Source organism: Streptococcus sp. 'group B' (assembly GCF_002073795.1).
Taxonomy (GTDB): Bacteria; Bacillota; Bacilli; order Lactobacillales; family Streptococcaceae; genus Streptococcus; species Streptococcus agalactiae.
Window position 1 is genome coordinate 954623 of sequence record NZ_CP020432.1, and the last position, 21092, is coordinate 975714.

Annotated in this window: 19 protein-coding genes and 1 riboswitch; of the genes, 13 read left to right on the forward strand and 6 right to left on the reverse strand. The window is 34.6% G+C overall.

Annotated elements, in window-relative coordinates:
* Nucleotides 1-306 precede the first annotated feature (306 nt).
* The 4 genes from A6J68_RS05310 to A6J68_RS05325 all read left to right on the forward strand — a co-directional run bounded on the left by A6J68_RS05310 (nucleotide 307) and on the right by A6J68_RS05325 (nucleotide 3909).
* Nucleotides 307-1233, forward strand: coding sequence for a peptidase U32 family protein (locus A6J68_RS05310; protein ID WP_000411251.1), 927 nt, complete (start codon nucleotides 307-309; stop codon nucleotides 1231-1233).
* 129 nt (nucleotides 1234-1362) lie between these two features.
* Nucleotides 1363-2649, forward strand: coding sequence for a peptidase U32 family protein (locus A6J68_RS05315; RefSeq protein ID WP_000073158.1), 1287 nt, complete (start codon nucleotides 1363-1365; stop codon nucleotides 2647-2649).
* Nucleotides 2650-2775: 126 nt separating this feature from the next.
* Nucleotides 2776-2988, forward strand: coding sequence for a YdbC family protein (locus A6J68_RS05320; protein WP_001288869.1), 213 nt, complete (start codon nucleotides 2776-2778; stop codon nucleotides 2986-2988).
* A gap of 123 nt (nucleotides 2989-3111) precedes the next feature.
* Entirely contained in the window at nucleotides 3112-3909 is a 798-nt protein-coding gene (locus tag A6J68_RS05325; RefSeq protein ID WP_000618020.1) for a tryptophan-rich sensory protein, read from the forward strand.
* A gap of 101 nt (nucleotides 3910-4010) precedes the next feature.
* Here the strand turns inward: A6J68_RS05325 and A6J68_RS05330 are convergent, their stop codons facing one another.
* Nucleotides 4011-5351: an Nramp family divalent metal transporter gene (locus A6J68_RS05330; RefSeq protein ID WP_001073012.1), complete on the reverse strand. Its 1341-nt coding sequence runs from the start codon at nucleotides 5349-5351 to the stop codon at nucleotides 4011-4013.
* A gap of 419 nt (nucleotides 5352-5770) precedes the next feature.
* A riboswitch (FMN riboswitch) is annotated at nucleotides 5771-5885 on the forward strand.
* Nucleotides 5886-6078: 193 nt separating this feature from the next.
* Between A6J68_RS05330 and ribD the strand changes: the two genes are divergently transcribed.
* The 4 genes from ribD to ribE are packed head-to-tail and all read left to right on the forward strand — an operon-like array spanning nucleotide 6079 to nucleotide 9515.
* On the forward strand, nucleotides 6079-7188 hold the full coding sequence (gene ribD / locus A6J68_RS05335) for a bifunctional diaminohydroxyphosphoribosylaminopyrimidine deaminase/5-amino-6-(5-phosphoribosylamino)uracil reductase RibD (RefSeq protein WP_000975997.1): 1110 nt from the start codon (nucleotides 6079-6081) through the stop codon (nucleotides 7186-7188).
* Nucleotides 7169-7819, forward strand: a complete 651-nt coding sequence (locus A6J68_RS05340) for a riboflavin synthase (protein WP_000493863.1) — start codon at nucleotides 7169-7171, stop codon at nucleotides 7817-7819. Before ribD ends, A6J68_RS05340 begins: the two co-directional genes overlap by 20 nt.
* Before the next feature lie 17 nt (nucleotides 7820-7836).
* Nucleotides 7837-9030, forward strand: a complete 1194-nt coding sequence (locus A6J68_RS05345; RefSeq protein WP_000885813.1) for a bifunctional 3,4-dihydroxy-2-butanone-4-phosphate synthase/GTP cyclohydrolase II — start codon at nucleotides 7837-7839, stop codon at nucleotides 9028-9030.
* 14 nt (nucleotides 9031-9044) lie between these two features.
* The gene (gene ribE, locus A6J68_RS05350; RefSeq protein WP_000152414.1) at nucleotides 9045-9515 is read left to right on the forward strand and encodes a 6,7-dimethyl-8-ribityllumazine synthase; all 471 of its coding nucleotides are present in this window, start codon (nucleotides 9045-9047) and stop codon (nucleotides 9513-9515) included.
* A gap of 74 nt (nucleotides 9516-9589) precedes the next feature.
* Here ribE and lysS read toward each other — a convergent pair whose 3' ends face one another.
* Nucleotides 9590-11080 carry a lysine--tRNA ligase gene (gene lysS / locus A6J68_RS05355; RefSeq protein ID WP_000070706.1) on the reverse strand — a complete coding sequence of 497 codons (1491 nt, stop codon included), beginning with the start codon at nucleotides 11078-11080 and terminating at the stop codon, nucleotides 9590-9592.
* A 174-nt stretch (nucleotides 11081-11254) separates the two neighbouring features.
* Between lysS and A6J68_RS05360 the strand changes: the two genes are divergently transcribed.
* The gene (locus A6J68_RS05360) at nucleotides 11255-12157 is read left to right on the forward strand and encodes an HAD family hydrolase (RefSeq protein ID WP_000633103.1); all 903 of its coding nucleotides are present in this window, start codon (nucleotides 11255-11257) and stop codon (nucleotides 12155-12157) included.
* 35 nt (nucleotides 12158-12192) lie between these two features.
* Here the strand turns inward: A6J68_RS05360 and A6J68_RS05365 are convergent, their stop codons facing one another.
* Together A6J68_RS05365 and A6J68_RS05370 are read right to left on the reverse strand one after the other, a co-directional pair.
* Nucleotides 12193-12834, reverse strand: coding sequence for a histidine phosphatase family protein (locus A6J68_RS05365; RefSeq protein WP_000675286.1), 642 nt, complete (start codon nucleotides 12832-12834; stop codon nucleotides 12193-12195).
* Between the two features lie 21 nt (nucleotides 12835-12855).
* Nucleotides 12856-13329, reverse strand: a complete 474-nt coding sequence (locus tag A6J68_RS05370) for an aminoacyl-tRNA deacylase (protein ID WP_000038843.1) — start codon at nucleotides 13327-13329, stop codon at nucleotides 12856-12858.
* A 293-nt stretch (nucleotides 13330-13622) separates the two neighbouring features.
* Here A6J68_RS05370 and A6J68_RS05375 point away from each other — a divergent pair, with 293 nt between their 5' ends.
* A complete protein-coding gene (locus A6J68_RS05375; protein WP_000404303.1) occupies nucleotides 13623-14240 on the forward strand; it encodes an SDR family oxidoreductase in 618 nt (205 codons plus the stop codon).
* Between the two features lie 32 nt (nucleotides 14241-14272).
* On the opposite strand, the gene A6J68_RS05380 is transcribed toward A6J68_RS05375, so the two are convergent.
* On the reverse strand, nucleotides 14273-15121 hold the full coding sequence (locus A6J68_RS05380; RefSeq protein WP_017644950.1) for a glycoside hydrolase family 25 protein: 849 nt from the start codon (nucleotides 15119-15121) through the stop codon (nucleotides 14273-14275).
* Nucleotides 15122-15277: 156 nt separating this feature from the next.
* Here A6J68_RS05380 and A6J68_RS05385 point away from each other — a divergent pair, with 156 nt between their 5' ends.
* Entirely contained in the window at nucleotides 15278-15802 is a 525-nt protein-coding gene (locus tag A6J68_RS05385) for an ECF transporter S component (RefSeq protein WP_000594807.1), read from the forward strand.
* Nucleotides 15786-16175: a DUF4430 domain-containing protein gene (locus tag A6J68_RS05390; RefSeq protein WP_000759944.1), complete on the forward strand. Its 390-nt coding sequence runs from the start codon at nucleotides 15786-15788 to the stop codon at nucleotides 16173-16175. The genes A6J68_RS05385 and A6J68_RS05390 overlap by 17 nt, the downstream gene beginning before the upstream one ends.
* A 58-nt stretch (nucleotides 16176-16233) precedes the next feature.
* On the opposite strand, the gene pepF is transcribed toward A6J68_RS05390, so the two are convergent.
* Nucleotides 16234-18033: an oligoendopeptidase F gene (gene pepF, locus A6J68_RS05395; RefSeq protein WP_000421047.1), complete on the reverse strand. Its 1800-nt coding sequence runs from the start codon at nucleotides 18031-18033 to the stop codon at nucleotides 16234-16236.
* Between the two features lie 208 nt (nucleotides 18034-18241).
* Here pepF and ppc point away from each other — a divergent pair, with 208 nt between their 5' ends.
* On the forward strand, nucleotides 18242-21037 hold the full coding sequence (gene ppc / locus A6J68_RS05400) for a phosphoenolpyruvate carboxylase (protein ID WP_000019275.1): 2796 nt from the start codon (nucleotides 18242-18244) through the stop codon (nucleotides 21035-21037).
* Nucleotides 21038-21092: the final 55 nt, after the last annotated feature.

A 21092-nucleotide genomic window follows, 5' to 3' on the forward strand; every position in this document is an offset into this window, starting at 1 on the left:
TAATAGAGTTTGTCACTAGTTTTTTGATACTATGAGTTAAAATAAAGGTTTTTTCTCAAAAAAACAAAAACATTGCCCATATTAGTAGTAGAATACTAAAAGTATTTTTTACTACTTTCCTTACTTTTTTAAATTGGAAAGGAAAAAAATAGATATAATTTCGTATAGTATTTCAATACTATGTTTTTTTTCTTATCTGATAGTGCTTAACCTCTAAAGTGATATAATTTTCGAAAAGAATATTTTTTATTTATTCTTGTCAAGAAATATGCTTAAAAATGCTGAAAGTTTGTTATAATACTAATTATGGAAAAAATAATTTTGACAGCGACAGCTGAATCTATTGAACAAGTAAAGCAATTGCTAGCAATAGGAATTGACCGCATCTACGTAGGGGAAGAAAATTACGGTCTTCGTTTACCACATTCATTTTCAGACGATGAATTGCGTGAAATCGCTAAATTGGTACATGATGCTGGTAAAGAATTGACAGTAGCTTGTAATGCACTCATGCATCAAGAAATGATGGATAATATCAAACCATTTTTGGAGTTGATGAAAGAAATTAATGTGGATTATTTGGTAGTTGGTGATGCAGGAGTATTTTATATCAACAAGCGTGATGGTTATAACTTCAAACTTATCTACGACACTTCTGTATTCGTTACATCAAGTCGTCAAGTTAATTTTTGGGGACAACATGGAGCAGTAGAAACGGTTTTAGCACGTGAAATACCTTCTGAAGAACTTTTTAAGATGTCTGAGAACCTTGAATTTCCTGCTGAGATTTTAGTTTATGGGGCTTCTGTAATTCATCACTCTAAGCGTCCGTTATTGCAAAACTATTATAATTTTACTCATATCACTGATGAAAAAACACGTGAGCGTGGTCTTTTTTTAGCAGAACCAGGTGATCCAGAAAGTCACTATTCTATTTACGAAGATAAGCATGGGACTCATATTTTTATTAACAATGATATCAATATGATGACTAAAGTGACTGAACTAGTTGAACATCACTTTACTCACTGGAAATTAGATGGTATTTATTGTCCAGGAGATAATTTTGTTGCTATTGCTGAAATTTTTGTCGAAACAGCTCGTTTGATTGAAAATGGAACATTCACTCAGGATCAGGCTTTCTTGTTTGATGAACGAATTAGAAAACTGCACCCTAAAGGACGTGGTTTAGATACTGGATTTTATGATTTTGACCCATCAACAGTAAAATAAGATTTATTTGCTACGTGAAAGTTTTTTATCTCAAAGCGTAGCCAATTGCACTAAGAACTGCATATCGATTGGTATGTTAATTAAGATAGAAAATAATTCTTTTATCTTGAAAATAGAAGGAAATATAAGATGTCTAATGTAAAAAAACGCCCTGAGGTTTTATCACCTGCAGGAACACTAGAAAAATTAAAAGTTGCTATTGATTATGGAGCAGATGCTGTATTTGTTGGAGGTCAAGCGTATGGTCTTCGAAGTAGAGCTGGTAACTTTTCTATGGAAGAGTTACAAGAGGGAATAAACTATGCTCATGCGAGAGATGCTAAAGTTTATGTAGCGGCTAATATGGTTACTCATGAAGGTAATGAGCTTGGGGCAGGTCCGTGGTTTCGTGAATTACGTGATATGGGACTAGATGCAGTCATTGTTTCAGATCCTGCTCTTATTGTTATTTGTGCTACAGAAGCACCAGGTTTAGAAATTCATTTGTCAACTCAAGCCTCTTCCACGAACTATGAAACTTTTGAATTTTGGAAAGAGATGGGGCTTACTCGTGTCGTATTAGCACGTGAGGTTACTATGGCAGAGTTGGCTGAAATCAGGAAGAGGACAGATGTTGAGATAGAAGCATTTGTTCATGGCGCGATGTGTATTTCATACTCAGGACGATGTGTTCTATCAAACCATATGAGCCATCGTGATGCTAATCGTGGCGGTTGCTCTCAGTCATGTCGTTGGAAATATGACCTCTACGATATGCCATTTGGACAAGAACGTCAATCGTTAAAAGGCGAGATTCCAGAACCTTTCTCAATGTCAGCTGTGGATATGTGTATGATTGAGCATATTCCAGATATGATTGAAAATGGCGTAGATAGTTTAAAAATAGAAGGACGTATGAAATCCATTCATTATGTTTCTACAGTAACTAATTGCTATAAAGCTGCTGTAGATGCCTATATGGAAAGTCCAGAAGCTTTTGAAGCTATTAAAGAAGACTTGATTGATGAACTTTGGAAGGTTGCACAACGCGAATTAGCAACAGGTTTTTACTACCATACACCAACTGAAAACGAACAACTCTTTGGAGCTCGTCGTAAAATTCCTCAATACAAATTTGTTGGGGAAGTGGTTTCATTTGACAATGCTAAAATGGAGGCTACAATTCGTCAGCGTAATGTTATTATGGAAGGAGATCGCGTAGAATTCTATGGTCCTGGCTTCCGTCACTTTGAATGTTTTATTGAAGGTCTGCGCGATGCTGAAGGAAATAAAATAGACCGTGCTCCAAATCCGATGGAATTATTAACCATAACATTACCAAATCCAGTAAAAAAAGGGGATATGATTCGTGCTTGTAAAGAAGGATTAGTGAACCTTTATCAAAATGATGGTACTAGCAAGACTATAAGAGCTTAGATACTTTTATAACTATTTTGTCATTTTACATGGTCAATATTACTAAAAATTGTTAAAATAGAAGAAGTTCATTTAAATAGAACAAAAAGCTATAAAAATAACGAATAGTATAAGTGGAGGTATAAAATGTCAGAATTTACATTTGAAATTGTTGAGAAGTTATTGGTCCTATCTGAAAATGAAAAAGGTTGGACAAAAGAGTTGAATCGTGTTAGTTTCAACGGAGCGCCAGCTAAATTTGATTTGCGTACATGGAGTCCAGATCATACAAAAATGGGTAAAGGTATCACTTTATCTAATGAAGAATTTAAAGTCATTTTAGATGCTTTTCGTAAATAAATAAAAAGTGGTTTCAAAAACCACTTTTTTTGTCGAGACAAGCGAGTATTCAGTAAACATGTTGATTAAAAAAATAGAATTTTTAAACTAAAAGAATTATAATGGAGGTAAAAGGAGTCCTCTATGATTAGACATTCATTTAAAAGTAAGATGTTATTGTTAGTCTTTATCTTAACAATAATAGTGAATTATTTATCCGCAACAGGTTTGTTAACAGGGAACAGTCAAAAGAGTCTGTCTGATCGTTATCAAACGCTCTTGACACCAGCACCATTAGCCTTTTCAATTTGGTCAGTCATCTATTTATTGACCTTTTTAGTAATATTAAGAGCTATATTCAGTAAGAGTCAATCTTACCAAGATAACTTTGCTAGCATTTTTCCATACTTTTTGGGTCTTCTATTAGTTAATAATATATGGACTGTATTTTTTACGAGCAATTTGATTGGCCTATCAACAATAATAATTTTTGCTTACTGTATTCTTCTGGTTATCATTATCAAGATACTAAGTAAAAATAAATCAAAATTACTGCTTAGAATAACATTTGGAATTCATGCAGGATGGTTGCTAGTTGCGTCATTGGTCAATTTAGCGGTCTACTTAGTTAAAATTGATTTTAATTACCCATTACCAAAGGTATATATAGCTATCATTGCCTTGATTTTTATAACTGTTTTAAGTCTTTACCTGGCTAGGGTATTACAAAATGCTTACTTAATCTTATCCGTTTTTTGGGCTTGGTTGATGGTTTTTAAAGCACATTTAGAAGGAAATTTTCAACACCTATATTTTAGTTTCCAAATTTTATCTTTGATTGCAGCAATTATCCTTGGCGTATCGTTTTTCATCATCGGTTATTATAATGTCAAGGAGAGGTACAAGCAAAAACGTACTAGTCCTTACTCACGGGTTCTTTAAAAGAAATACAAAAAGCTCCATCATTATGTACTTTCCTCTATCATTAGATGTATGTCTCATGATAGAGGTTCAGTTCATTAGTGGGGCTTTTTTGTATTGTATTAAAGTAAATCCATGATTAATTTCAAATTGAGTAATGTTAAAATGATAGCGATAAGGTATGCTAAATAGGTATTCCATTTAGTATTAGCATGCTCTCCCATAATTGATTTTTGCGATGTGAAATAAATCAATGGAAAGATTGAAAATGGTAAAGCTAAGGAAAGAAAAACTTGTGAATAGACGATTAGTTGATCTAACGTATTTTCTTCGCCTCCAACTAGTAGGGCGATAGCAAAAATTGGAAGAAGAGTTAATAATCTAGTACAAAGCCTTATTAACCATTGAGGTAATTTGAAGTGAAGGAAACCTTCCATAACGATTTGTCCTGTTAAAGTACCTGTAATTGTTGAATTTTGACCACTTGCTAGTAGGGCAACTGCAAAAAGGGTAGAAAGGAAAGAACTGGCTACTGCACCAGTAATAGTTTTATCAGATAAGGCAAGATACATTTGAGAAAAGGCACTGATATCATTAGCATGCCCATAAAATAGACTAGCTCCTAAAACTAATAGTAGCGAATTCACGACAAATGCAAGTGATAGCTGAATGTTAGAATCTAAGGTCATGAAACGTACAGCTTTTTTTATTGAAGATTTATTATGATAATCCACGCGTCTAGTCTGAGATAAAGAAGAATGTAAATAAAGATTATGTGGCATGACTGTTGCGCCGATAATGCCAAGAGCGAGGGTTAAAGGACTATTTTTCCCTTCATGTGATATGTTAAAAAGCTCATGGTGTGGTAAAAATCCTTTGAACATAGCATCTAAATCAGGTTGTGATAAAACAACTAAATATGTAAAGATTATCAAAATTGTCAATATGAGAACAGAAACAAAGGCTTCAATTTTTTGGACGCCTAACTTCATTAAGAGTAAAAGTAAGAATACATCCAAAATAGTAATCATGATAGACAGTAACAGGGGCCAGCCAAATAATAAGTGAAGAGCAATGGCAGAGCCAATGACTTCTGCTAAATCAGTAGCGATAAGGGCTAACTCAATGATAATAAATAGCAGGTAACGAAGCGGTTTTGGGAGTCGAGAAGCTGTTGCTTGTGCTAAGTCCTGTCGTGTAACAATACCAAGCTTGCCAGCCATTTGTTGTAATTGCATCGCCATCAAAGAAGATACTAAAACAACAAACAATAGTAAGTAACGATAGGTAGCTCCACCAATAACGCTAGTAATCCAGTTACCTGGATCCATATAACCAACTGCAACCAAAGCTCCAGGTCCAAGAAAAGCTCTTAAAGTGTTCCAAAAAGAGCTATTGTGAGGAACCTCAACGCTCTGATTAACTTCGGATAAGGATCTTTTGACGGAATGATTTTGATTCATGTAATACTATACTTTCTAGTAATCTCAAGCCATTATAACAAATAGAAAATAGAAAAACAATTAAAAATTAATGCTACTTAATAATCGATTGAGGTGCTGTTTAGTATTAGAGAACTATTTTCTTAACAGTTACATTTGAAATAACAAAATAACAGATTTCTATCGATTATTTTTAGTTCCGTAGATTTACCTAAGTTATTTAAGTGGAGTAAACTATATCTGTAGTGAATTTTTTAAGAAATATAATCCAATAATACTATCGATTCTTGTTTGATTAGTTCGAAAGATTGCTTTATGGTATAGATATACTGTCTTTTAAAGATAAGAATAGATGAGCTACTTAATTATTATTTTATAATAAAAAACACATTATTTTTATTGACAAATAAAAATGAGTTTAGTAAAATAACTGTCAAATAGAATTTCTTCGGGGTCAGGTGAAAATCCTAACCGGCGGTATAGTCCGCGAGCTTTCGAGCATGAACTGGTGTGATTCCAGTACCGACAGTAAAGTCTGGATGAGAGAAGAATTCAGTGATTGTCTGCTACTTGCAGTTTATTTGTGCTGGATTAATGAGAGACTCCCTATAGTTTTCTATAGGGAGTCTTTAGTTTTTTTGTGCTACCTAAAATATAATGCTAATTAGTATAATCAACGACTTCTCATCCCTCCCCTTAGTTTTCTATTTTAGAAGCTAAGGGTTTTTATTTTAGAAGGAAAAAGGAAATGATGAAAAAAGAAGACTACATGGCATTAGCCTTGAAAGAGGCTGAGAAAGGTATGGGGTTCGTTGCTCCCAACCCATTAGTAGGTGCTGTTATTGTTAAAGATGATCGTATAATTTCCAAAGGTTATCATAAACGATTTGGAGATTTACATGCGGAAAGACAGGCTATTAAAAATGCTGATGAGGATATCTCTGGAAGTACTCTGTACGTGACTTTAGAACCATGCTGTCATGTGGGTAAGCAACCACCTTGTACTGAAGCTCTTATTAAATCTGGTATCAAAAAAGTAGTAGTTGGAAGTTTAGATCCAAATCCTTTAGTTTCAGGAAAAGGGATTGCCTTGTTAAGAAAAGAAGGTTTAAATGTTGAAGTTGGTATCCTAAGAGAAGAATGCGATGCTCTGAATGAAAGATTTATTTTTCACATGACCTATAAGCAGCCTTTTGTTTATTTGAAATATGCTATGACTTTAGATGGGAAGATAGCTACAAAGACGGGCGATTCTAAGTGGATATCCAATGAGCACTCAAGACAATCTGTTCAGAAATTGAGGCAAAAATGTAGTGCTATTATGGTCGGTATCAATACTGTATTAGCTGATAATCCACGTTTAACTTGCCGTATTCCTAAAGGTGAAGCGCTTGTGAGGATCGTATGTGATAGTCAGTTGAAGATACCTTTAGACTCTTACCTAGTTAAGAGCGCTAAAACAATACCAACATGGATTGCAACATGTTCAGATAATCTTGCTCAGCAACAAACATTAAAAGAAATGGGTTGCCGTTTGATTAAGGTCCCAAGAAAAGATGGAAAGCTGGATTTGAAAGTATTAATGACTATTTTAGGACAAGAAGGGATTGATAGCCTTCTTATTGAAGGAGGAAGTAGTTTACATTTTTCAGCTTTAGAAGCTGGTATTGTTAACAGACTAATTGTTTTTATTGCACCCAAAATAATAGGAGGTCTGAAAGCAAAAACAGCTATTTCTGGAGAAGGCTTGGATTGGCTTAACCAAGCTTTCAGAGTAAAAGATATTGAACTTAGTCGTATGGATTCTGACGTTGTTATTGAAGGAAAGGTAGAACATTATGTTTACAGGAATTATTGAGGAAATGGGTCAAGTCAGTCGTATTCGGAATGGCATAAAATCCCAACAATTAAGTATTGATGTTCCCAAACTAGTCCCTTTATTAAGAAAAGGGGATAGCGTAGCTGTTAATGGTGTTTGTTTGACAGTCCTTGACAAAAGTGAAAAAGCTTTTATAGCAGACGTCATGCCAGAAAGTATGATGCGAACAAGCTTAGCTGCTTTACGACTTCATTCTAAAGTTAACTTAGAATTAGCACTCAGAAGTGACTCAAGGTTAGGGGGGCATTTTGTTCTTGGACATGTGGATGGGGTTGGAAAAATAGAAAAAATCCAAAAGGATGATATTGCTGTCAGATTTTCAATTGATGCTCCGCCCAGTATTATGTCTTATATTATAGAGAAAGGTTCGGTGGCTCTAGATGGGATTAGCCTAACGGTGGTATCATTTACAGAGCATTCTTTTGAAGTTTCGGTCGTTCCCCACACGATGGCTCAAACTAATTTATCCTTAAAAAAGGTTGGGGATTTATTAAATATCGAAGTGGATGTTTTAGGCAAATATGCTGAGAAATTTTTAGCACCGACTAATAGAACTAATCACACTTCATCAGTAATGGATTGGTCTTTTTTATCAGAAAATGGCTACTAAGAGAGAGGAGAAAGCGAATGGCCTTTAGTCCAATAAAAAAACTTTTACAAGACATCAAATCAGGGGAAATGGTAGTTTTGATGGATGACGAAAATAGAGAGAATGAAGGGGACCTTATTTGTGCGGCTGAAATGGTGACAAAAGAGTCGATTAATTTTATGGCTAAATTTGGGAAAGGATTAATTTGCTTACCTCTGTCTAATTACTATGCTGAAAAGTTAGAATTAGCTCAAATGGCTAGCCATAATACTGATAATCATGAAACAGCTTTTACCATATCCATTGATCATCTATCAACTAGTACTGGGATTTCTGCGGAAGATAGAGCTTTGACAGCTAAGATGGTTGCTAACGACAGTAGCAAAGCTAAAGACTTTAGACGTCCTGGGCACTTATTTCCCTTGTTAGCTAAGGAAGGAGGTGTTTTAGCTAGAAATGGACATACTGAAGCAACCGTTGATCTATGTCGTTTAGCTGGATTAAAGGAATGTGGACTTTGTTGTGAAATAATGGCTGAAGATGGTAGTATGATGAGAAAGGATGAGTTATTAGCATTTGCTCAAAAGCACGATTTAGCTATCGCTACCATAAAACAATTGCAAGACTATAGACGTCAAGAAGAGGGAGGGGTGGTTAGAGAAATTGAGATTCAGCTACCAACGCAATTCGGCCATTTTAAGGCTTATGGATATAGTGAAGTTGTGGCAAATAAGGAACATGTTGCCCTTGTTAAAGGGGATATTAGTAGTGGTGAAGATGTTTTATGTCGTTTACACTCAGAATGTTTGACAGGTGATGTCTTTCATTCCTTGAGATGTGATTGTGGGGAACAACTGGCTAATGCACTCCAACAAATAGAGGCTGAAGGTCGTGGCGTCCTTCTTTATATGAGACAGGAAGGTCGAGGAATTGGTTTGATTAATAAGTTAAAAGCTTATCATTTGCAAGAAGAAGGCTTAGATACTTTAGAAGCTAATTTGGCTTTAGGTTTTGAAGGAGATGAGAGAGACTATGGAGTTAGTGCTCAACTTTTAAAAGATTTAGGTATAAATTCTATAAACTTACTAACCAATAATCCAGATAAAATCCAACAACTTGAAGCAGAAGGAATTTGCGTCAAAAACAGAGTGCCATTACAGGTGGCAGCAACAGCTTATGACCTTAATTATTTAAAAACTAAAAAAGAAAAAATGGGACATCTTTTAGATTAAAGGAGGAAGAAAAAATGACAATTATTGAAGGACAATTAGTGGCAAACGAAATGAAAATAGGAATCGTAGTCTCACGTTTCAATGAATTGATTACATCTAAATTATTATCAGGAGCAGTAGATGGACTGTTGAGACATGGTGTTTCAGAAGAAGATATAGATATTGTATGGGTACCCGGTGCTTTTGAAATCCCCTATATGGCTAGAAAAATGGCATTATATAAAGATTATGATGCTATTATCTGTCTTGGGGTAGTCATTAAAGGCAGCACTGATCATTATGATTATGTTTGTAATGAGGTGACAAAAGGTATTGGTCATTTAAATAGCCAGTCAGATATCCCTCATATCTTTGGTGTTCTAACAACGGATAATATCGAACAAGCTATTGAGAGGGCAGGAACAAAAGCAGGAAATAAAGGTTATGATTGTGCTCTTTCGGCTATTGAAATGGTAAACCTTGATAAAAAATTGCGTGAGCGATAAATCAGAAACCTAACAAAGTTCAGTAGAGGTAATATTAAAACCCACCTTAAATAAGGGTGGGTTTTAATATATTCTTATTTCATTGTAGGGAAAAGTAGGACGTCTCGGATAGTTGTTGTGTCAGTTAACAGCATACAGAGACGGTCGATACCAATACCTAGTCCACCAGTAGGTGGCATACCATATTCAAGTGCTTCAACATAATCGTAATCAACTCCAGTTGCTTCATCATCGCCAAGTTCTTTAGCAGATGCTTGTGCTTCAAAGCGAGATAGCTGATCAATTGGGTCATTTAATTCTGTAAAAGCATTAGCATATTCTTTAGTCATGATAAAGAGTTCGAAACGGTCTGTAAAACGAGGGTCTGTATCATTTTTCTTAGCAAGTGGAGACACTTCGACTGGATGACCAAAGACAAAAGTTGGTTGAATTAAAGTGTCTTCAACGAATTCTTCGAAGAAGGCGTTAATGATGTGACCAACTGTTGTGAAATGTTTTTCAAGAGGAACATTTTTTTCTTGTGCCAAAGCTTGTGCTTCTTCAAGAGTCATTTCTTTCCAGAAGTCAATATCAGTGATTTCTTTAACCGCATCAACCATATGAACACGTTTGAATGGTTCATTAATTTTAATTTCTGTGCCTTGATAATTGATTGGTCCATCACCTTTTACAGTTTTTGTAACATGCTGGATAATACCTTCTGTCAAGTCCATAATATCCTGGTAGTCAGCATAGGCTTGGTAGGCTTCAATAGATGTGAACTCTGGATTGTGGGTTGCATCCATCCCTTCATTACGGAAAATACGTCCGATTTCATAAACACGCTCCATACCACCTACAATAAGACGTTTTAGATGCAATTCAGTTGCGATACGAAGAACCATGTCAATGTCTTGTGCATTGTGATGTGTGATAAATGGGCGAGCAGAAGCACCACCAGCTTCATTATGAAGAACAGGTGTTTCAACCTCTAAGAAACCATTGCTATCCATAAAGCGACGAATTTCTGAAATGATTTTTGAGCGTGTTACAAAACGGTCAAAGCTGTCACGATTTGAGATTAAATCAAGATGACGTTTACGATAGATTGTTTCAATATCAGTTAGGCCGTGGAATTTTTCAGGAAGTGGACGGAGTGCTTTTGAAAGGTGAGTAATATGAGTAGCCTTGATAGAAAGTTCTCCCATATCTGTACGCATTACTTGCCCTTCAACACCAAGGAAGTCACCTAAATCAGCTTTTTTAAAGATTTCGTAGTTTTCTTCGCCAACAGAATCCTTACGGACATAAATTTGAATTTGACCTTCGCGATCTTGGATATGCGCAAAGCCAACTTTCCCCTTACCGCGCTTAGTCATTAAACGACCAGCGATTGTAGCAGTTTCTTCAATGTCGTGCAAGTCTTCTTTTGATTTGTCAGCGTATTTTTCATTTAATTGACCAGATGTTGCTGTACGTTCAAATCGTTTACCAAAAGGATCAATGCCTTGTTCAGTCAAAGCAGCCATTTTTTCACGACGAACAATCTGTTGGTCATTTAATTCTTCAATATGTTGGTTAGACATAATTTCCTCCAAGTTAGTATTCATCCTATTGTACCACAAAAACACTGATAATTCATAATTTATTTTATGAGTTTATGGTGTTATTCTCATTTTTAATAGACTTTTCACCATTTGAAAATAAGGGTAGAAAAAGGTATAATTAACAATTGAAAATTCAGAAAGAAAAGGATAATCATGATTACTTCAATTGTTTTTGATGTTGATGATACAATTTACGATCAACAAGCACCTTACCGTATTGCTGTGGAGAAATGCTTTCCTGATTTTGATATGAGCGCTATTAACCAAGCTTATATTCGCTTTCGTCATTATTCAGATATTGGCTTTCCACGAGTAATGGCTGGTGAATGGACAACAGAATATTTTCGTTTCTGGCGATGCAAAGAAACGCTTTTAGAGTTTGGTTATCGTGAAATTGATGAAGCTACTGGTATTTATTTTCAAGAAATATACGAACATGAACTTGAAAATATTACAATGCTTGATGAGATGCGTATGACACTTGACTTTTTGAAATCAAAAAATGTACCAATGGGAATTATTACAAATGGCCCTACGGAACATCAATTGAAAAAAGTTAAAAAATTGGGACTTTATGACTATGTTGATCCAAAACGTGTTATAGTTAGTCAAGCAACTGGTTTTCAAAAGCCTGAAAAGGAGATTTTTAATTTAGCAGCAGAGCAATTTGATATGAACCCTTCAACTACACTTTATGTGGGTGATTCATATGATAATGATATTATGGGTGCATTTAATGGTGGTTGGCATTCTATGTGGTTCAACCATAGAGGACGTTCTTTAAAACCGGGAATTAAACCAGTTTATGATGTTGCTATTGATAACTTTGAGCAATTATTCGGTGCTGTTAAAGTGTTGTTTGACTTACCTGATAATAAATTTATTTTTGATATCAACGATAAAAGTAATCCAGTCCTTGAAATGGGACTTAATAATGGTTTAATGATGGCATCAGAGCGTCTGCTTGAGAGTAATATGAGCGTTGACAAAGTTGTTATTTTACTGCGCCTAACTGCAAAACAGGAAAAAGTATTACGCATGAAGTATGCTAGATAATTAAATAATCCACTAGATGAATCTAGTGGATTATTTTAGTGTGTCATTTTGACCTCTTGCCTTAAATAAGATTTATCGTTCCAAGTCAGACAGTTGAAGTCTTTAAAATCATGAGTTTCTATGATTGTGAGGCTGGCATTATCAAGTTTATCTTTGTAGTGTAAACTACCATATTGATAACCCAGTAAGGAACGAATAGACGCAGTTAGATTTGCTCCATGTCCTACAATAAGGACCTTGTCGTAATTTTTTGAAGCTAAAGAACGTAAGAAACTCTCTACACGATGCGTTGTCTGATAAAGAGATTCTGCACCGAACATGTCATGTTTAAATTGTAAGGGATTTTGATAAAATGCGGTCATTTGACGAGGATAGATAGCTTGCATAGTTGCAATTTTACAACCCTCTAAAGTTCCCAATGCCCATTCACGAAGCTGAGAAGTATAGTGGATTTCTTTTGGGCATGAATTAGCATCATTGAGGATATTAACAGTATCTCTAGCACGACCTAAGTCGCTAGAATAAACAGCATCAAAATGAATAGATGATAGGTATTGTCCAAGTTCTTCTAATTCTTCAATAGCTTCTTCAAGGAGAGGTGAGTCTCCGTTAGCACCTTGGAAACGCCCTTCTAAATTCCATTGTGTTTTTCCGTGTCTAACAAGATAAAATTTCATATTTTTCTCCAATCCTAATTATTATTCCTTTATATCGGCAAATTTAGCATTTACGAAATCTGCAAGAACCTCACTATTAATACGAATAGAACGTCCAATTTCTCCTGCAGAGACAATGAGTTCTTGTTTTTCTAAAGCGATAGTATCGATAAAAATAGGGTAATTATGTTTTTGGCGAATTCCAATTGGATTATTTGCTCCGTGAATATAACCTGTTATTTTCTGGAGATCTTTTTGAGGTATCATTTGTACCTTTTTGTTTCCTGAAATTTTAGCTAACTTTTTTTCGGATAAATGCTCGGTGAGAGGTAAGATACCTATTATGGGACCAGTTTTATCACCGATTAGCGCTAATGTCTTAAAGATATCTTGTTTTTGAATACCGTTGGGTAAATCTCCCTGTAAAGCATCCAATTGTAGACTATCATGTTCGATTTTTGCTTTATCTAAAATTTGATCAACTAAAGTTTTTTTGATTTTATTCTTTTTACTCATAATGACCCTTAACTAATAAGTTTGTTTCATATTTATTATAACATTTAAAGATGATTATAGTAAATTTCTACTGAGTCTTAGAAATAAGCTTGAATACCATTTCAGGGAATAATGATAATAAATATCGCAACAGTATATTTGGAATGTTAAATTAGAAGTTTTATAAATAGCTAAATATGAAGTGTCCTAATGTAATGACTTGAAATCATATTCTGGTCAGGTATTAAACGATTACTTTGACAAGGCATATAAAAATTTCTATACTAAATTTACAAAATGAAGGAGAGGGAACTATGGAAATACTGATTGCAGGTGGTAGTGGTTTTCTAGGGAAGCAGATAATAAAAGCAGCGCTTACAAAAGGGCATAAGGTGGCTTACTTATCAAGGCATGAAGGTAAAGGTGATATATTTAAGGATCCTAGATTAACCTACATTAAGGGAGATATTACAGAAGCTGATAAGATTCATTTAGAACATAGAAATTTTGATATATTAATTGACTGTATTGGAGCGATTAAGCCCAATCAACTAGATGAGCTTAACGTTAAAGCAACCCAAAAAGCAGTAGCACTCTGTCACAAAAATCAAATACCAAAGTTAGTTTACATTTCAGCCAATAGCGGCTATTCAGCTTACATTAAAAGTAAAAGGAAGGCAGAGCAGATAATCAAAGCAAGCGGTCTGGATTATCTTTTTGTAAGACCAGGTTTGATGTATGGTGAAGAGCGACCTCTCTCGATTTTCCAAGCCAAGTGTATAAAATTATTTAGTCATTTGCCTTTCTTAGGTATTGTTGTACAAAAAGTCTTTCCAACTAAGGTTGTGATAGTGGCAGAAGCAATCGTTACTTCGCTTAGGAAAAAACCAACTCAAAAAATCCTTTCTATTGAAGAATTAAATAATAAATAGTTTATCAAAAAAGCTACTGTTAACAGTAGCTTTTAATCTTTTACTTTTCCAAAAAGTTTCTCATAAGTTTTCTTCTTGTCTTTATTAACTGCAATTTGATTTAAATCAAGCGGTTGATTGAATCCTGGTAGATAACCTTGAGAGGTGTATTGGTGTAAATCGTATTTAAGTTCAGTTTGTGGAGCTGCTTCATAGTATCCAGAATCGCTACCATAAGTTGGAATCCAAACAGCGTCAAATCCTTTTACAGAGATACCTTGCTCAGTCATAAAGTAAGTACCGATGTAGATACCAACATTTTTAGCACCAAGTCTTTTTAACTCTTTTCGGAATGCTTGGACACCTTTATTCATGTTAGACATTGTCTCCTCTTCTACGTCAATCCAATAAAAAGTTGGTTTGTAAGGAGCTGCATTCTTATAAAATATCTGAGCCTCTTCTTTCATTTCTTTAACACTTGAACCAAGTGCATAACTGTAGACAGCTACTGGGATATTTCGCTTTTGAAATTCTTTGATATGGGTCTTAAACGATTTATCGACTCCAGTTGTATAAGCAGCGTTATTAGTCTTAGATATCTTTGATCCACCAAAGATACGAATAACAACACCTGAAATATTTTTTGAAAGCGTATCGTAATCAATCTCCTTAGGAAGTTGCCAACCAGAGACATCGATAATCGGTTTAAGAACAAACTCTTTATCTTTCGATGATGTTGATTTTTGCGGTACTTTTGAAGCTTTTACGGATGGAATTGTCTTTTTAGCTTCAACTAATTCTTTTTTCAAAGTATTTGTCGAATGTAAATGACCAATAATTAATAAAAGTCCAAATAAACTGAAAAAAACCGCAACAACAATAGGTTTAATTCTTCTTCTCATTATTGATATTGTAACTTAAAAGGTTTAAAAAATCAAAGTTTACAGGCTTATTTACGTTCTTTTAAAAAAAGAGGTCGTTTATGTAACATTAGAAATGAAATTGTAATAAAAAAGACTTTTAAGCGGTAGTCATAGTTTTGAGGTATAATTAAAGACATGATAAAGAATTCAACTTTAACTAAATTGACTAGAGTAGCTATATTATCTGCTTTGTGTGTTGTGTTGAGATATGCTTTTGCGCCTCTGCCTAACATTCAGCCAATTACTGCCATTTTTTTGATTACAGTTGTCTTATTCGATTTAAAAGAAGGTGTAGCTACTGTAACTGTAACAATGCTAGTTTCTTCTTTTTTAATGGGCTTTGGGCCATGGGTCTTTTTGCAAATCATTTCCTTCACTTTAATTTTATGCTTGTGGAAATTTCTGATATATCCGCTGACAAAAGCTGTATGTTTTGGTAAAATAACGGAGGTAGTACTTCAAACTTTCTTTGCAGGAGGGTTAGGGGTTGTTTATGGCGTCATTATTGATACCTGTTTTGCTTGGTTATATCATATGCCTTGGTGGACTTATGTATTAGCAGGACTTAGTTTTAATATGGCACACGCTTTATCAACTTGTTTATTTTATCCTCTTTTGTTACCGATTTTAAGGAGATTTAGGAATGAAAAAATACATTAAATTATTCTTGCTAACAGTATTCGCTACGACTTTAGTAGCTTGCGGGCAACCATCTACATCGAATAAGACAACAACTAGCTCAACGTTAGAAGTTGGTAAGGTTGAATTGGTTGTTAAAGAAGATACGAACGTGTTAAGTGAAAAGGTTGTTTACCATAAAGGTGACACTGTTTTGGATGTGCTTAAAGCTAACTATAAAGTTAAAGAAAAAGATGGTTTCATTACTTCAATTGATGGCATCAGCCAAGATGAAACCAAAGGGCTTTATTGGATGTTCAAGGTCAATAATAAATTAGCTCCTAAGGCAGCAAACCAAATTAAAGTTAAAAAGAACGACAAAATTGAATTTTATCAGGAAGTTTACAAAAAATAAGATAAAAACAAGTTGGAGATATCTCCAACTTGTTTTTATGTTTTTGAAAGACTGTAGTTTAGCCTTGTTTAATAAGATTACTATAATTAATAATTTGATCTACAGTGTTAGATAAGAAATTAATAGTATCGCGTAGAGGCTTATCAGTAGAAATATCAGCACCGATTAATAGGGCTGTTTCTAAAGGGGTACAGCTCCCACCAGATTTCAAGAATGCTAACCACTCTTTTGCTCCGTTTGGATTATTTTTGAGATTGAGATAGCCGGCTGTCGAGATTACTAAACCAGCAGAGTAAGTATAGCTATAGAGCCCCATGTAGTAATGAGCTTGTCTCATCCATGTCAAAGCAGCATCGTCATCTATTTCAATAGCATCTCCCCAGAATTGTGTTAATACTTCCTTCATAATAGCATTTAATTGTTCTGCTCCAAAAGTTTCTCCCTCCTCAATTAGAGTGTAAACTTTACGTTGGAAAGCAGCTTCAAGTAAGTGAGTAATGAAATTGTGGAAGTAAGTATCAGTTAAGCGATGTGCAAGAGCAAAGCGTTTTTGACGTGCTGTATCAAATTGGTTTTCTAAGTAGTCACTAAGTAAAAGTTCGTTAAAAGTAGATGGAGCTTCAACATAGTAAGTGGACATGTGAGTATTGAAAAAACTTTGGTGATTATCTGAGAAGATAAATTGACCAGAATGTCCAATCTCATGAATAAGTGTGTAGACATCGCTCATACGCCCCGTCCAGCTCATGAGTACATAGGGATGAACTTTGTAAGGATCCGCAGCATATCCTCCAGAATCTTTATTAGCGTTAGCTGCAAAATCAACCCAACGCTCTTTTTGATAGCGCTCAACCTCTTGGGAATATTCTTTTCCTAAAGGAGCAACTGATTTCATTACTAAGTCATAAGCATCATTGATACTTACTTCGGGATTAAGTTCGTTATCAATGTCTAATTTCCAATCTGCAAAAGTCATCTTTTCAATACCATTAACATCGGCGATATGTTTGAGGAATCGTTGAGCTACTGGACCAAATTCATCCATGATAAGATCAATTTGTCTGTCAAACATTGAACGGTCAACTTCTTGTTCGGAAAGAAGATAATCAAAAACACTATCGTAACCACGCATATCAGCAATTAACTTTTCAGATTTGACTTTTGCAAGATAAGCCGCAGCTGCAGCATTTTGGTGCTTACGTAGACCTTTCGAGAATGAACGGAAGGATTTTTCACGTATCTCTGCATTTTCGTGATTTTGAAAGTAATTTTCATAAGTTACAAAACTATTTTTGTAGGTTTTTCCGTCAACTTCAAAATCTTCCATATCAAAATCGCCAGCACGCATTTTAGTATAAATATCATATGGTGTATTTAGGACTTCATTTAAGTTTGTCAAAGCTTTTTCGACTTCTGGACTTAATAAGTGTTGCTTTTGAATTTTAGCTTGGCGAATAGTTGCTTTGAAATGAGGGTTATTTTCTAAAGAATCTAAAATCTTTATATCTGCATTTGCTAGGGCAGTATTAAAGAAAGAAAGTAGTACATTAGCTTTAGTTGCGAAGTCTGATCCTGCTTGAGAAATTTGTGCAAACTCTTCGTTGCTAAAGTCAGTAGTTTGAGGCATAAAAGCATAGGTATCAATGTGACTCATCTGGATATAAATATGCTCGATTTCCATAAGGGCACTAGTAAAATCCTCAACACAATTAAGTTTTCCCTCGTAATTTTTTTTGAAAACCTTGATATCCTCAAGAGCTTTTTCAATAGCCAGTAAAAAATCTTGACGATCTTTGTAGAGAGCAGTCAGATCCCAAAGCTCATTTTCAGGGAATTCAGAGCGTTTTTTAAGTTCCATGCGATACTCCTTTAATAATAGTTGTTAATTAACAATTAATCAGTTAATCTCAATTATCCTCAGTATATCAAAAAAGTCGAACAAGAAAAACTGATTACTGTCATAAATAAGTAAAAATCTGAAAATTCTATCTAAAAATCCTAGAATGGTTTACTTTTTACTTTAAAATGGTATCATAGTAGTGAGATTTAAGAGAGGAAGTGATGGTTTGTCCCACCCGAAATTAGAAAGTAGTAGCAATAAAGAAATCATTACCGAAGAGGTCGGTTTACTGAAGCAGCTTTTGGATGAAGCAACGCAAAAATTGATTGGTAGTGAATCATTTGACAAGATTGAAAAAATAGTTTCATTATCATCAACTGACGATTATACTGGTTTGAAGGAAACTATTTCGGCTTTAAGCAACGAGGAGATGGTTATTGTTTCTCGTTACTTCTCTATTTTGCCGCTCTTAATTAATATTTCAGAAGACGTTGATTTAGCATATGAAATTAATTATAAAAATAATCTTAACCAAGATTACCTAGGAAAGTTATCAACGACTATTGATGTTGTAGCTGGCCATGAAAATGCTAAAGATATTCTTGAACACGTCAATGTTGTGCCTGTGCTAACAGCTCATCCTACTCAGGTGCAGCGTAAAACGGTGCTCGAATTAACGTCTAAGATTCATGATTTATTACGTAAATACAGAGATGTCAAAGCAGGAATCGTGAATCAAGAAAAATGGTATGCTGACTTGCGTCGTTACATCGGCATTATCATGCAAACAGACACTATTCGCGAGAAAAAATTGAAAGTCAAAAATGAGATAACCAATGTAATGGAATATTACAACCGTTCTCTTATTAAAGCAGTTACCAAATTAACAGCAGAATATAAGGCACTGGCAGCTAAAAAAGGTATTCACTTAGAGAATCCTAAGCCTCTGACTATGGGGATGTGGATTGGTGGTGATAGAGATGGCAATCCCTTTGTAACTGCTGAGACACTAAGATTATCAGCTATGGTACAAAGTGAAGTGATTATTAACCATTATATTGAGCAGCTAAATGAACTTTATCGTAATATGTCACTTTCAATAAGTCTAACTGAAGTCTCTCCCGAACTTGTTACGTTGGCAAACCAGTCACAAGATAATTCAGTATATAGGGAAAATGAACCTTATCGTAAAGCTTTCAATTTTATCCAAGATAAACTAGTACAAACCCTACTAAATTTAAAAGTTGGTTCTTACCCAAAAGAGAAATTTGTTAGTCGCCAAGAATCTTCTGGTATTGTAGGAAGGTATATAAAATCACATATCGCTCAAGTAGCTTCTGACATACAGACAGAAGAACTACCAGCATACGCTACTGCTGAGGAGTTTAAACAAGATTTGTTACTTGTGAAGCAATCTTTAGTTCAACATGGACAAGATTCTCTTGTCGATGGCGAATTAGCTTGTCTTATTCAAGCAGTAGATATCTTTGGATTTTATTTAGCTACTATTGATATGCGTCAAGATTCTAGTATTAATGAAGCTTGTGTAGCAGAATTATTGAAGTCTGCCAATATTGTAGATGATTACAGTTCTCTTTCAGAAGAAGAAAAATGTCAACTTCTCTTAAAAGAATTAACAGAAGATCCTAGAACATTATCTTCTACGCATACTCCTAAATCCGAGTTACTTCAAAAAGAATTGGCTATTTTCCAAACAGCACGTGAGTTAAAAGATCAATTGGGTGAAGACATTATAAAACAGCATATCATTTCTCACACAGAGAGCGTTTCGGATATGTTTGAGTTAGCTATCATGTTAAAAGAAGTTGGACTAATTGATGCCAATCAAGCTCGCATTCAGATTGTACCGTTATTTGAAACCATCGAAGATTTGGATAATTCACGTGATATTATGACCCAGTATCTACATTATGGATTAGTAAAAAAATGGATTACAACTAACAACAATTATCAAGAAATAATGCTAGGTTATTCAGATAGTAATAAAGATGGTGGCTATTTATCATCTGGTTGGACTCTATATAAAGCTCAAAATGAGCTAACAAAAATAGGTGAAGAAAACGGTATTAAAATCACATTTTTCCACGGTCGTGGTGGAACTGTTGGTCGTGGTGGTGGTCCATCTTATGAAGCTATCACATCACAACCTTTTGGTTCAATCAAAGATCGAATTCGCCTAACAGAGCAAGGTGAAATCATTGAGAATAAATATGGTAATCAAGATGCAGCCTATTATAACCTTGAAATGCTTATTTCAGCTTCCATAGACCGCATGGTAACACGTATGATTACTAACCTTAATGAAATTGATAATTTCCGTGAGACAATGGATGGTATTGTGGCTGAAAGTAATGCCGTTTATAGAAATTTAGTTTTTGATAATCCTTATTTCTATGACTATTTCTTTGAAGCAAGTCCAATTAAAGAGGTATCAAGTTTAAATATTGGTTCTCGGCCAGCAGCACGTAAAACAATTACAGAAATTTCAGGTTTACGTGCAATTCCATGGGTATTTTCATGGTCACAAAATCGTATTATGTTTCCGGGTTGGTATGGTGTTGGGTCAGCCTTCAAGCAATTTATTGAACAAGATGAGGCAAACTTAGCAAAATTACAAACCATGTATCAAAAATGGCCATTCTTTAATTCTCTTTTATCTAATGTAGATATGGTTTTATCAAAATCAAATATGAATATTGCGCTTCAGTATGCTCAGTTAGCTGGAAGTAAAGAAGTTCGAGATGTTTTTAATATCATCCTTAATGAATGGCAGTTAACTAAAGATATGATTTTAGCTATTGAACAGCATGATAATTTATTAGAAGAAAACCCAATGTTACATGCAAGTTTAGATTATCGTTTGCCATATTTCAATGTTTTGAATTATGTTCAAATTGAATTGATTAAACGTCTTCGTAGTAACCAACTAGATGAAGACTATGAGAAGTTGATTCATATTACTATTAATGGTATTGCAACAGGTTTACGAAATTCAGGTTAATATTGATAGAGGGAGGATCATTGCTATTCTCCCTTTTACTTTACTTCGAAAGATG